The organism is Enterobacter cloacae complex sp. ECL352, from assembly GCF_020149545.1.
Taxonomy (GTDB): Bacteria; Pseudomonadota; Gammaproteobacteria; order Enterobacterales; family Enterobacteriaceae; genus Enterobacter; species Enterobacter asburiae_B.
In genome coordinates, this window is record NZ_CP083709.1 from 2,708,510 (window position 1) to 2,721,974 (window position 13,465).

5 protein-coding genes, 1 tRNA gene and 3 rRNA genes are annotated in these 13,465 nt (G+C 53.0%); 7 read left to right on the forward strand and 2 right to left on the reverse strand.

Features of this window, described 5'->3' with window-relative positions:
- Nucleotides 1–559: 559 nt before the first annotated feature.
- Nucleotides 560–2,905 carry a clamp-binding protein CrfC gene (crfC, locus tag LBF07_RS13185; protein WP_033144441.1) on the forward strand — a complete coding sequence of 782 codons (2,346 nt, stop codon included), beginning with the start codon at nt 560–562 and terminating at the stop codon, nt 2,903–2,905.
- Complete coding sequence (locus tag LBF07_RS13190) at nt 2,902–3,777, forward strand: diguanylate cyclase regulator RdcB family protein (RefSeq protein WP_069303543.1); 876 nt, start codon at nt 2,902–2,904, stop codon at nt 3,775–3,777. Before crfC ends, LBF07_RS13190 begins: the two co-directional genes overlap by 4 nt.
- Nucleotides 3,778–3,821: 44 nt before the next feature.
- On the opposite strand, the gene kdgT is transcribed toward LBF07_RS13190, so the two are convergent.
- Entirely contained in the window at nt 3,822–4,814 is a 993-nt protein-coding gene (gene kdgT, locus LBF07_RS13195; protein WP_224435040.1) for a 2-keto-3-deoxygluconate transporter, read from the reverse strand.
- 648 nt (nt 4,815–5,462) lie between these two features.
- Between kdgT and proP the strand changes: the two genes are divergently transcribed.
- Nucleotides 5,463–6,965, forward strand: coding sequence for a glycine betaine/L-proline transporter ProP (proP, locus tag LBF07_RS13200; protein ID WP_029740241.1), 1,503 nt, complete (start codon nt 5,463–5,465; stop codon nt 6,963–6,965).
- 33 nt (nt 6,966–6,998) lie between these two features.
- On the opposite strand, the gene LBF07_RS13205 is transcribed toward proP, so the two are convergent.
- Complete coding sequence (locus tag LBF07_RS13205) at nt 6,999–7,952, reverse strand: nickel/cobalt transporter (RefSeq protein ID WP_094935044.1); 954 nt, start codon at nt 7,950–7,952, stop codon at nt 6,999–7,001.
- A gap of 494 nt (nt 7,953–8,446) precedes the next feature.
- On the opposite strand from LBF07_RS13205, the gene LBF07_RS13210 reads away from it, so the two are divergent.
- The 4 genes from LBF07_RS13210 (at nt 8,447) to rrf (ending at nt 13,424) form a co-directional block, all read left to right on the forward strand.
- Nucleotides 8,447–9,988 (forward strand): 16S ribosomal RNA (locus tag LBF07_RS13210).
- 85 nt (nt 9,989–10,073) lie between these two features.
- Nucleotides 10,074–10,149: transfer RNA gene (locus LBF07_RS13215), tRNA-Glu, on the forward strand.
- Between the two features lie 184 nt (nt 10,150–10,333).
- Nucleotides 10,334–13,238, forward strand: a 23S ribosomal RNA gene (locus tag LBF07_RS13220).
- 70 nt (nt 13,239–13,308) lie between these two features.
- Nucleotides 13,309–13,424: ribosomal RNA gene (gene rrf, locus LBF07_RS13225) — 5S ribosomal RNA — on the forward strand.
- Together the 16S, 23S and 5S rRNA genes with 1 tRNA gene alongside form the textbook arrangement of a ribosomal RNA operon.
- The last annotated feature ends 41 nt before the right edge of the window (nt 13,425–13,465 follow it).

Sequence of the window (13,465 nt, forward strand, 5' to 3'; positions counted from 1 at the left end):
TGCCAGCTAAATGACGGCAGCGTGCCGAAAAAGGCGGCAAGTATAGCGCAAATCCACACGTTTGTCGGTGACATTGTGAATTAAAAAAATGCAAAAAGCGTATCGGGAGTGACACTTCCTGTCAGTCAGTTAAGCGATGCTTACCTCATTAACACGTTGGGAAGAAATGACGCTAAATATATCGAATATTTTATTGCAGCAAATTGCTACGCTCCTTCATTTCGGATAAGGTGAAGCGACACATTGTTATTTATCTCCTGACTTCGCTGCCATCCATATCTTTTGGCAGGGGCGTATTACCTCTCTTTTTAGGTGGGTAAATAATGATGATATATCCTGAAGTTTCTTAAAATTGGGCTACGCTTTTTTCCTTTGGCCGTCAGGCCAGGAGGGGAGCTATACACGCCATGCAAGGATAGCGAATTATTTCTGATTATCATCAATCAGTTATATTTCGGCGGACATGTTTTCCACACGTGATCATATAAGCCTGAACAACATAATTAATACCAGTGGCTTAATAAAAGTAATAAATTTGCGTTAAGGAAAGGCTTTTATCATGCACACACAGACCATTTTTGAATTAAGCCAGGAAGCTGAGCGTTTGCTACAGCTCGCCCGGCAAAACCTTGATACGTTGAAATCAATGCCGACTGCGATGCTGGAGAGCACCGCGGCTGCTATTACGGGTGAAAAGAACAACGTTTTACCTTTGCATTTTAGCGCGCGCGGTGTCGAAGCGCAGCAGGCGATGCTGAATAATGAATTACGAAAAATAACCCGGCTGGAAATGGTCCTGGCTATTGTTGGCACTATGAAAGCGGGGAAATCGACCACCATTAATGCGATTGTGGGGACCGAAGTGTTGCCGAACCGCAATCGTCCGATGACGGCGCTTCCTACCCTGATTCGCCACACGCCGGGTCAGAAGGAGCCGGTGCTGCATTTCTCACATGCCTCGCCCATTGATGAATTGATCCAACTGCTTCAGAAAAAGCTATGCGATTACGATCGCGGAAAGCTGGCCCAGCATCTGGAAATTGATAAAGACATGAATACGCTGCTGGAGCGCATTGAAAAAGGAGAGGCTTTTGAGAAGCATCACCTGGGCGCGCAGCCGATATTTCATTGTCTGAAAAGCCTCAACGACCTGGTGAGGCTTTCCCAGGCGTTAGGGGTGGAGTTTCCGTTCTCTGAGTATGCGGCTATCGAACATATTCCGGTGATTGAAGTGGAGTTCGTGCATCTTGCGGGTCTGGATGCTCATCTCGGACAGCTGACGCTGCTCGATACGCCCGGGCCGAATGAGGCCGGACAGCCGCACCTGCAAAAAATGCTAAGCGAGCAGTTGTCCCGCGCGTCGGCGGTGCTGGCCGTGATGGATTATACCCAGCTTAAATCCATCTCTGATGAAGAAGTCCGCCAGGCCATTTCCGCGGCGGGAAAATCCGTGCCGCTGTATGCGCTGGTCAATAAATTCGATCAGAAAGATCGCAATAGCGACGATGAAGAGCAGATCCGGGCGATGATCTCCGGCACCTTAATGAAAGGCAATATTTCGCCTGGCCAGATCTACCCCGTTTCGTCCATGTGGGCCTATCTGGCGAACCGCGCTCGCTACGAGATGAGTACCCACGGACAACTGCCGGATCATCAGGAGCAACCCTGGGTACAGGACTTTGCCGAAGCGGCGCTTGGGCGACGCTGGCGTACGGCGGACCTGGACGATATCGACCATATTCGTCATGCTGCCGATTTGCTCTGGGAAGATTCGCTTTTCGAACAACCGATACGCAAACTGATCTACGCCGCCTATGCCAATGCCTCGCTTTACGCGCTGCGTTCGGCCTCGCACAAGCTGCTCAACTACGCACAAAATGCCCGGGAGTACCTCGACTTCCGCTATCAGGGGCTGACGGTTGCCTTTGAGGCGCTGGAACTGAATATCGCACGTCTGGAAGAGGACATGGCGCTTCTCCAGACGCGTCAGAGCGTGGTGAGCGATGAGGTGAAACATGAAGTTGAGGAGGCGCTGAACGCTACAGCGGACTTTATGGGAGCGCAAAAAACCGCGCTTAACCAGGCGATTGGCGAGGTGTTCAGCGCTCAACATATTCTTGATTTGGCAGGTATCGATCGGCAGAACCCTCACGGTGACGAGCTGAAGCAGCTGGTTCTGGACGATGAAGGGCAGGCGCAGATCGCGCTGAGTAAAATCCGCTCCTCCTGCGAATTGGTGATGCTGGATGCACAGACGAAAATCTGCCGGGAGCTGGCGTTACGCTTCGACCAGCTTGAATCTACGCTGGCGCGTTCCCTGAACGAAGCCATGCGCCCCATCGAAACGCGTATTAAAGAGCATCTGAGCCATGCGGGCTTTCGGGCGCGAATCAGTTTCCCGGCGTTTCAGGCTCACCAGCTCAACTTCAATACGCGGGCGCTTTTTAACGATGCGATAGCGCAGGATGACAGCCAGGCAGGCCCGTCATCAGGCGGGAGCAGCATGCGAGAAACGGTCTCTCGCTGGCTCAATAATCCGGGCTGGGGCTGGGATGAGTATGTGGAAACGCGCACGCGATATGTTATCGATATTGCGCAGCTACATGACAAATTTAAGCAACATATTGAGCTGTTTTGTGAACAAATACGTAAAGCTTTGTCCGCGCAGGTCGATGTCTCTGTTACGGCAGGAATGGCGACGTTCTTTGCAGAATTCTCGCTGTGCCTGACCGGGTTACAGGAAAGCTTGCGTGATAGCCTCGCAGTGCGTCAACAGAATGAGCATTCAACCCGAGCGCTCTGCCAGCTGTTGAAGCAAAGTATTACGACTGCGGCGTGGATACAGGAAGATACCCGACTGTTACGCGATGATATTCAAACTCTATTCGCGGCAGAGCAACCATGACAACACCACTACTGGACGGCCCCGGGCGAACGCTGGAGTGTATTAATCCAAAATTTATGGTCGATCTGGTTCAGGGAGTGGACGCGGCGCGTCATCCTCACCTGGGACCACAACAGCTTCAGTTTCGTGAGCGTTTGACTCAGGAAATCATGACGCATACCCGGCTGCGCCCCTGGGCGATGGCGGGTATGCTCAATGAAAATGCGGCGCTGCGCCTGGGGCTGGCGGAAAAACTGGCCGGCATGCTTGACCCGGGTCATCTCGCGCTGACGCTGATGGCAGAGAAACTGATTGCTTTGCGCCAGCAGACGCACCCGCGCGCCCAGCAGTCCCCCGGTTTGATGCAGCAGTACGCTGAACTTGCTTCTCATTTTACCCAACGCGCCGCCTATAAAGAAAAGGCGCTAACCCAGCGCGGGCTCACGGTGCAGGCGGGCGAGCACAGCGAGCAGATTTTTACCCGCTGGCGGGCCGGGCATTATGATGGCTGGTCGCTGGCCGGGCGCTGTTTTATCGTCCTGGAAGAGCTGCGCTGGGGGGCATTTGGTGACGCATGCCGCCTCGCGAATGAAGATGTGGCGGCAATGCTTAAGGATAACCTGCGCAGCATGGCGTCTAACTATCTGGCACAGGGCATCAATGCGTCACCCACGACCCGCCATTTCTATCACCAGTGGCTGACAACGCCAGCCTCTCCGGGGTTAATCGATCATAAAGACATGCTGGGGTGGCTGGGGGACTGGTGTCAGGCGGATCAACATCCGGTGAGCTGGTCAGTGACGCAAAACTGGCAGACCGTCGCGCTGGGCATGCCGAGACTCTGTTCGGCAAAACGGCTGGTGGACGGGATGGTGGAAGAGATTTTTGGCTAAATCTCTCCCCCTCTCCCCATTGGGAGAGGGAACGGTGCGGTGTGTTAATGATTCATCTCTATCGGCTTCGGTTCAGGCAGGGTCTCTTGCATATTCCCGTAGCGTTTCGCATACAGCGCCGTGATGATGGGGACCAGAATCGCGGTGACGATCACGCTCGCGGCAACCAGCGCCGTCGCTGAAGCGGCGACCGGTTCGAAGGCCGGGTTAATTTGGGCGATAATCACCGGGTTTGCGACTGCAGCACCGGCGGCTGAAGAGGCGGCGACGCCGGCCGTGCCGTTTCCTCCTCCGATGACGCGGTCAGCAATAATCAGCGGAATACCGGTGATGACGATCACGGCGACACCCAGCACAATGCCCAGCAGGCCGGTATCGAGAATGACCTTCAGGTTGATGGTGTTCCCCAGTGCGAAACCGAAGAACGGGATCAGCACCGGCGTGGCTTTGCTGAAGAAATCACGCAGATCGCGGTCGAGATTGCCAAGGGCGAAACCGACCAGGAAGGGCAGGATCGCGCCGACAAAGTGGTGGGGTTCAAACGAGGCCAGGCCAGCAGACCCCAGGATCAGCATCGTCATCAATGGGCCGGACTCCAGAGACATCAACACAAATGCGCCGGACTTTTCTTTCGTCCCGTACTGATTCATCAGGCTGGCGTACAATCCGCCGTTGGTCATATCCATCGCCGAGACAATCGCCAGGACCGATAAACCCGCAAAGAACCCGGTCTGAATTCCATTCTCCGGAATGAACATCGCGCATATCATTGCCACTGCCCAGGCTACGGCTATTTTGGTGATCACCAGCGTGCCGGATTTCCGTAATACTGTCCCCGTTGCCCGTAAATTAATGGATGCGCCGATACAAAAAAACCAGACGGCAAGAATGGGAACCGTGCCTGTTATCATGCCTTTTGTGAAACCGCCAAAATAAGCTCCGGTATTGGGAGCAAGGGTATTCAGGATCGCGCCCAGTACCAGCGGAACCAGCATCATGCCGCCGGGTATACGTTCTATCGTGGCTTTAATCTTCATAGACAAACCTCACATCGGATCCCGCAGTACGGGGGATAGGTGTTAAAAATTAGTCAATAAATTCAATTGATTGCTCGTATTGCTTGTGGTGTTTTTTCGAAAGCCCTGCAACAAAATTAAATGCGTGCTCTCAATTAACCTTTTCCTTAAACACGTAAAACGCTGAATTCGGATTTATGATGCGATCACTGGAATATTGATTCAATGAAAATAAAACATCGTTTTAGTTATCTTTATCACATATTCAATGTAAAACCTGAGGCCGGTTCCTGCTGATGAAAATTTATGTAAACCTGATGTGAATTAATGTGGTTTGTTTTTCTGTTACGAAAGAAATAATGACGTGCGGGAGGATGTTCTTTAGGTGGGATAAGGAAGTACTTATTGGCACTCCTTGACAAAAATTTGCCTGAGCTGACCAGACACGAAAATATGTGTGAAGTTGATCACAAATATAAACGCTGGTAGGGTAAAAAGGTCATTAACTGCCCAGGCAGGCGTCAACAGGTTCGGTTGTATCGACGTAAAACGTCAATGTAAGTAAACCTGCTACGCTTGAATAAGGCGATTCGCATGGAGCGGATCCCATGGTTCACAGAACGCTAACTGAACTGTGAAACAGACAGGGCCGAGTCAACGAGGATAGCTATGCTGAGAAGGAAAAAGATTAAACCCATCACGCTTCGCGACGTCACCATTATTGATGACGCAAAGCTGCGTAAAGCCATTACCGCAGCCTCGCTCGGTAATGCGATGGAATGGTTCGATTTTGGTGTCTACGGCTTTGTGGCCTATGCGTTAGGTAAAGTGTTTTTCCCCGGGGCCGATCCCAGCCTGCAGATGATCGCCGCACTGGGTACGTTCTCCGTTCCCTTCCTGATTCGCCCGCTGGGCGGTCTGTTCTTCGGTATGCTCGGCGATAAATATGGTCGTCAGAAGATCCTGGCCATCACCATCGTCATTATGTCGATCAGTACATTCTGTATCGGCCTTATACCGTCTTACGCCACCATCGGCATTTGGGCACCCATTCTCCTGCTGATTTGTAAGATGGCGCAGGGCTTCTCCGTCGGCGGTGAATATACCGGTGCCTCGATCTTCGTCGCCGAGTATTCCCCGGACCGTAAGCGCGGATTTATGGGGAGCTGGCTGGACTTCGGCTCGATTGCCGGGTTTGTCATGGGCGCGGGCGTAGTGGTACTGATTTCAACCGTGGTTGGCGAAGATAACTTCCTCGACTGGGGCTGGCGTATCCCGTTCTTCCTGGCATTGCCGCTGGGGATTATTGGTCTTTACCTGCGTCATGCGCTGGAAGAGACGCCTGCTTTCCAGCAGCACGTCGAAAAACTGGAACAGGGTGACCGCGAAGGGCTGCAGGATGGTCCGAAGGTGTCGTTCAAAGAGATTGCCACTAAGCACTGGCGCAGCCTGCTGACCTGTATTGGTCTGGTGATTTCGACCAACGTGACCTACTACATGCTGTTGACCTACATGCCGAGCTATCTGTCGCATAACCTGCACTACTCGGAAGATCACGGTGTGCTGATTATTATCGCCATCATGGTGGGTATGCTGTTTGTGCAGCCGATTATGGGCCTGTTGAGTGACCGTTTTGGTCGTCGACCGTTCATTATCCTGGGAAGCGTTGCGCTGTTTGCTCTGGCAATTCCGGCATTCATTCTGATTAACAGTGATGTGCTGGGGCTGATTTTTGCCGGTCTGCTGATGCTGGCGGTGATCCTTAACTGCTTTATCGGGGTGATGGCCTCCACGTTGCCCGCGATGTTCCCGACGCATATTCGCTACAGCGCGCTGGCCGCGGCCTTTAACATCTCGGTGCTGATTGCCGGTCTGACCCCGACGCTTGCCGCCTCGCTGGTCGAGAGCACGCAGAACCTGATGATGCCGGCTTATTACCTGATGGTGATTGCGGTGATTGGTTTGATTACAGGTCTTACCATGAAGGAGACGGCGAATCGCCCTCTGAAAGGCGCAACACCTGCGGCGTCTGACATCCAGGAAGCGAAAGAGATCCTGCGCGAGCACTACGATAACGTAGAGCAGAAGATTGAGGATATTGACGCAGAGATTGAAGAGCTGCAGAAAAAACGCTCCCGACTGGTGGACCAGCATCCACGCATCAATGAGTAATAAAGAAACCCGCCAACGGCGGGTTTTCTTTTATTAGCATCCGGCAGCGATGTAGTCGCCATTGGCGCTGACGGGGATCACCGTCAGGAACAGCACCGTCGCAAACAGGATCAGGACTATCCCTCCGGCTATTTTGACTGCCGGTACGAGCCATCTCAATGAGGCGCTCTCTCCGAACCAGGTCACCGTGCGCTCGCGGGCGTAACGTACAGCCAGGGAAAGCCCCACAATAGAAAGTGCGGTGCCCAAAGACATGGTCATGACCGCGGCTACCCCCCAGGTGACAATGCCCAGCGCGTTCGAAAACATCAGAATCATGATCGCCCCGCTGCACGGACGTGCGCCAATCGCCAGAATCACGCCCAGACGGGTTTTCCAGTCGCCCTGCGTCAGGTCTGTACCTACGCCGTGATGTCCGCAGCCACAGTATTCATCATGCTGATGAAGCGGCTTGATGGCGGAGATAGTCATCCTGTGCGGGCGCAGGCTCTTCAGCGCCTGATAAATGACAAAAGCACCGAATGCGCCAATAAGCACTGCGCTTATCTTCTCCACGTACCAGCGGCTGGTACTGATATCCCCTGAGGCGAGGTTAAACCCCACCGCCAGAATAAAGACAAACAGAATGGCGCTGACGCCCTGCATCAGGCTACCCAGGAAGGGGACAACCCGGGCGGCCAGTTCGCTTTCCTTATTGGTGGTCAGATAGGTCGTCACGATGAACTTTCCGTGTCCGGGTCCGATGGCGTGAAGGACACCATAAAGGAAAGCCCCCGTTAACAGCCATAATCCGCCGCTGTACTGGTGGTTATTAAGCTGCAGCAGATACATCACCAGATAACGGTGCAGCGTAATTTGCGTGGCGAGACACCACTGGATAAAGGCGTTCCAGTGCGCATGCAGGGTAAAACCGGCAAAGAGGAGTGCCAGCAGCATCACCCCTGCTGTAGGGAGACGCCAGTCGCGGGCGAGGCGTTGTGTGGTCATGAGGGAGGCCTGCACAGGGGAGATTATTTGCCGCTAGTATAGTTGATCTTCCCGCTCAATTCGTAGGATCGCCTCGCGATCCGCTCATGATTGTGGATAACTTTGTGCATAAAAGGGTATAAGGCGGGGTTTTGCTGTGGAATGCAGCAGTCAGTCATTTTTCTGTCATTTAGCGGTTGCGGCCTGCTGAGAACTCCCTATAATGCGCCTCCATCGACACGGCGGATGTGAAACACTTCACAAACAAGCCGGTCGGTTGAAGAGAAAAATTCTGAAATAACGGGTTGACTCTGAAAGAGGAAAGCGTAATATACGCCACCTCGCAACGGTGAGCGAAAGCCGCGTTGCACTGCTCTTTAACAATTTATCAGACAATCTGTGTGGGCACTCAAAGTGACATGGATTCTTAACGTCGCAAGACGAAAAATGAATACCAAGTCTCTGAGTGAACATACGTAATTCATTACGAAGTTTAATTCACGAGCATCAAACTTAAATTGAAGAGTTTGATCATGGCTCAGATTGAACGCTGGCGGCAGGCCTAACACATGCAAGTCGAGCGGCAGCGGAAAGTAGCTTGCTACTTTGCCGGCGAGCGGCGGACGGGTGAGTAATGTCTGGGAAACTGCCTGATGGAGGGGGATAACTACTGGAAACGGTAGCTAATACCGCATAACGTCGCAAGACCAAAGAGGGGGACCTTCGGGCCTCTTGCCATCAGATGTGCCCAGATGGGATTAGCTAGTAGGTGGGGTAACGGCTCACCTAGGCGACGATCCCTAGCTGGTCTGAGAGGATGACCAGCCACACTGGAACTGAGACACGGTCCAGACTCCTACGGGAGGCAGCAGTGGGGAATATTGCACAATGGGCGCAAGCCTGATGCAGCCATGCCGCGTGTATGAAGAAGGCCTTCGGGTTGTAAAGTACTTTCAGCGGGGAGGAAGGTGTTGTGGTTAATAACCACAGCAATTGACGTTACCCGCAGAAGAAGCACCGGCTAACTCCGTGCCAGCAGCCGCGGTAATACGGAGGGTGCAAGCGTTAATCGGAATTACTGGGCGTAAAGCGCACGCAGGCGGTCTGTCAAGTCGGATGTGAAATCCCCGGGCTCAACCTGGGAACTGCATTCGAAACTGGCAGGCTAGAGTCTTGTAGAGGGGGGTAGAATTCCAGGTGTAGCGGTGAAATGCGTAGAGATCTGGAGGAATACCGGTGGCGAAGGCGGCCCCCTGGACAAAGACTGACGCTCAGGTGCGAAAGCGTGGGGAGCAAACAGGATTAGATACCCTGGTAGTCCACGCCGTAAACGATGTCGACTTGGAGGTTGTGCCCTTGAGGCGTGGCTTCCGGAGCTAACGCGTTAAGTCGACCGCCTGGGGAGTACGGCCGCAAGGTTAAAACTCAAATGAATTGACGGGGGCCCGCACAAGCGGTGGAGCATGTGGTTTAATTCGATGCAACGCGAAGAACCTTACCTACTCTTGACATCCAGAGAACTTTCCAGAGATGGATTGGTGCCTTCGGGAACTCTGAGACAGGTGCTGCATGGCTGTCGTCAGCTCGTGTTGTGAAATGTTGGGTTAAGTCCCGCAACGAGCGCAACCCTTATCCTTTGTTGCCAGCGGTTAGGCCGGGAACTCAAAGGAGACTGCCAGTGATAAACTGGAGGAAGGTGGGGATGACGTCAAGTCATCATGGCCCTTACGAGTAGGGCTACACACGTGCTACAATGGCGCATACAAAGAGAAGCGACCTCGCGAGAGCAAGCGGACCTCATAAAGTGCGTCGTAGTCCGGATTGGAGTCTGCAACTCGACTCCATGAAGTCGGAATCGCTAGTAATCGTAGATCAGAATGCTACGGTGAATACGTTCCCGGGCCTTGTACACACCGCCCGTCACACCATGGGAGTGGGTTGCAAAAGAAGTAGGTAGCTTAACCTTCGGGAGGGCGCTTACCACTTTGTGATTCATGACTGGGGTGAAGTCGTAACAAGGTAACCGTAGGGGAACCTGCGGTTGGATCACCTCCTTACCTTAAAGAACCTGCCTTTGTAGTGTCCACACAGATTGTCTGATGAAAAGTAAATAGCAAGGCGTCTTGCGATTGAGACTTACACGTCCCCTTCGTCTAGAGGCCCAGGACACCGCCCTTTCACGGCGGTAACAGGGGTTCGAATCCCCTAGGGGACGCCACTTGCTGGTTCGTGAGTGAAAGTCACCTGCCTCAGTATCTCAAAACTCATCTTCGGGTGACGTTTGAGATATTTGCTCTTTAAAAATCTGGATCAAGCTGAAAATTGAAACGACACATCTTTAATGGTGTGTTCGAGTCTCTCAAATTTTCGCAATCATGAAGTGAAACATCTTCGGGTTGTGAGGTTAAGCGACTAAGCGTACACGGTGGATGCCCTGGCAGTCAGAGGCGATGAAGGACGTGCTAATCTGCGAAAAGCGCCGGCGAGGTGATATGAACCTTTGACCCGGCGATGTCCGAATGGGGAAACCCAGTGCAATTCGTTGCACTATCGTTAACTGAATACATAGGTTAACGAGGCGAACCGGGGGAACTGAAACATCTAAGTACCCCGAGGAAAAGAAATCAACCGAGATTCCCCCAGTAGCGGCGAGCGAACGGGGAGCAGCCCAGAGTCTGAATCAGCTTGTGTGTTAGTGGAAGCGTCTGGAAAGTCGCACGGTACAGGGTGACAGTCCCGTACACGAAAGCACACAGGTTGTGAACTCGAAGAGTAGGGCGGGACACGTGGTATCCTGTCTGAATATGGGGGGACCATCCTCCAAGGCTAAATACTCCTGACTGACCGATAGTGAACCAGTACCGTGAGGGAAAGGCGAAAAGAACCCCGGCGAGGGGAGTGAAAAAGAACCTGAAACCGTGTACGTACAAGCAGTGGGAGCACCCTTGTGGTGTGACTGCGTACCTTTTGTATAATGGGTCAGCGACTTATATTCTGTAGCAAGGTTAACCGTATAGGGGAGCCGAAGGGAAACCGAGTCTTAACTGGGCGTTAAGTTGCAGGGTATAGACCCGAAACCCGGTGATCTAGCCATGGGCAGGTTGAAGGTTGGGTAACACTAACTGGAGGACCGAACCGACTAATGTTGAAAAATTAGCGGATGACTTGTGGCTGGGGGTGAAAGGCCAATCAAACCGGGAGATAGCTGGTTCTCCCCGAAAGCTATTTAGGTAGCGCCTCGTGAACTCATCTTCGGGGGTAGAGCACTGTTTCGGCTAGGGGGCCATCCCGGCTTACCAACCCGATGCAAACTACGAATACCGAAGAATGTTATCACGGGAGACACACGGCGGGTGCTAACGTCCGTCGTGAAGAGGGAAACAACCCAGACCGCCAGCTAAGGTCCCAAAGTCATGGTTAAGTGGGAAACGATGTGGGAAGGCACAGACAGCCAGGATGTTGGCTTAGAAGCAGCCATCATTTAAAGAAAGCGTAATAGCTCACTGGTCGAGTCGGCCTGCGCGGAAGATGTAACGGGGCTAAACCATGCACCGAAGCTGCGGCAGCGACGCTTAGGCGTTGTTGGGTAGGGGAGCGTTCTGTAAGCCGTTGAAGGTGTGCTGTGAGGCATGCTGGAGGTATCAGAAGTGCGAATGCTGACATAAGTAACGATAAAGCGGGTGAAAAGCCCGCTCGCCGGAAGACCAAGGGTTCCTGTCCAACGTTAATCGGGGCAGGGTGAGTCGACCCCTAAGGCGAGGCCGAAAGGCGTAGTCGATGGGAAACAGGTTAATATTCCTGTACTTGGTGTTACTGCGAAGGGGGGACGGAGAAGGCTATGTTAGCCGGGCGACGGTTGTCCCGGTTTAAGCATGTAGGCGGAGGTTCCAGGTAAATCCGGTACCTTTTAACGCTGAGGTGTGATGACGAGGCACTACGGTGCTGAAGTAACAAATGCCCTGCTTCCAGGAAAAGCCTCTAAGCATCAGGTAACACGAAATCGTACCCCAAACCGACACAGGTGGTCAGGTAGAGAATACCAAGGCGCTTGAGAGAACTCGGGTGAAGGAACTAGGCAAAATGGTGCCGTAACTTCGGGAGAAGGCACGCTGATATGTAGGTGAAGCCCCTGCGGGTGGAGCTGAAATCAGTCGAAGATACCAGCTGGCTGCAACTGTTTATTAAAAACACAGCACTGTGCAAACACGAAAGTGGACGTATACGGTGTGACGCCTGCCCGGTGCCGGAAGGTTAATTGATGGGGTTAGCGGCAACGCGAAGCTCTTGATCGAAGCCCCGGTAAACGGCGGCCGTAACTATAACGGTCCTAAGGTAGCGAAATTCCTTGTCGGGTAAGTTCCGACCTGCACGAATGGCGTAATGATGGCCAGGCTGTCTCCACCCGAGACTCAGTGAAATTGAACTCGCTGTGAAGATGCAGTGTACCCGCGGCAAGACGGAAAGACCCCGTGAACCTTTACTATAGCTTGACACTGAACACTGGTCCTTGATGTGTAGGATAGGTGGGAGGCTTTGAAGCGTGGACGCCAGTCTGCGTGGAGCCAACCTTGAAATACCACCCTTTAATGGCTGGTGTTCTAACGTAGACCCGTGATCCGGGTTGCGGACAGTGTCTGGTGGGTAGTTTGACTGGGGCGGTCTCCTCCCAAAGAGTAACGGAGGAGCACGAAGGTTAGCTAATCCTGGTCGGACATCAGGAGGTTAGTGCAATGGCATAAGCTAGCTTGACTGCGAGAGTGACGGCTCGAGCAGGTGCGAAAGCAGGTCATAGTGATCCGGTGGTTCTGAATGGAAGGGCCATCGCTCAACGGATAAAAGGTACTCCGGGGATAACAGGCTGATACCGCCCAAGAGTTCATATCGACGGCGGTGTTTGGCACCTCGATGTCGGCTCATCACATCCTGGGGCTGAAGTAGGTCCCAAGGGTATGGCTGTTCGCCATTTAAAGTGGTACGCGAGCTGGGTTTAGAACGTCGTGAGACAGTTCGGTCCCTATCTGCCGTGGGCGCTGGAGAATTGAGGGGGGCTGCTCCTAGTACGAGAGGACCGGAGTGGACGCATCACTGGTGTTCGGGTTGTCATGCCAATGGCACTGCCCGGTAGCTAAATGCGGAAAAGATAAGTGCTGAAAGCATCTAAGCACGAAACTTGCCCCGAGATGAGTTCTCCCTGACCCTTTAAGGGTCCTGAAGGAACGTTGAAGACTACGACGTTGATAGGTCGGGTGTGTAAGCGCAGCGATGCGTTGAGCTAACCGATACTAATGAACCGTGAGGCTTAACCTTACAACGCCGAAGCTGTTTCGGCGAAGAGACAGACACGATTTTCAGCCTGATACAGATTAAACAGAATTTGCCTGGCGGCTTTAGCGCGGTGGTCCCACCTGACCCCATGCCGAACTCAGAAGTGAAACGCCGTAGCGCCGATGGTAGTGTGGGGTCTCCCCATGTGAGAGTAGGGAACTGCCAGGCATCAATTAGAAGAACCCCGTACCGTAAGGTGCGGGGTTTTT

What these genes read in the sequence shown, in the direction of transcription:
- kdgT (WP_224435040.1), bottom strand. Translation starts at nt 4,814, where the DNA reads ATGAAGATTAAAGCCACGATAGAACGTATACCCGGCGGCATGATGCTG.
- crfC (WP_033144441.1), top strand. Translation starts at nt 560, where the DNA reads ATGCACACACAGACCATTTTTGAATTAAGCCAGGAAGCTGAGCGTTTG.
- LBF07_RS13190 (WP_069303543.1), top strand. Translation starts at nt 2,902, where the DNA reads ATGACAACACCACTACTGGACGGCCCCGGGCGAACGCTGGAGTGTATT.
- proP (WP_029740241.1), top strand. Translation starts at nt 5,463, where the DNA reads ATGCTGAGAAGGAAAAAGATTAAACCCATCACGCTTCGCGACGTCACC.
- LBF07_RS13205 (WP_094935044.1), bottom strand. Translation starts at nt 7,952, where the DNA reads ATGACCACACAACGCCTCGCCCGCGACTGGCGTCTCCCTACAGCAGGG.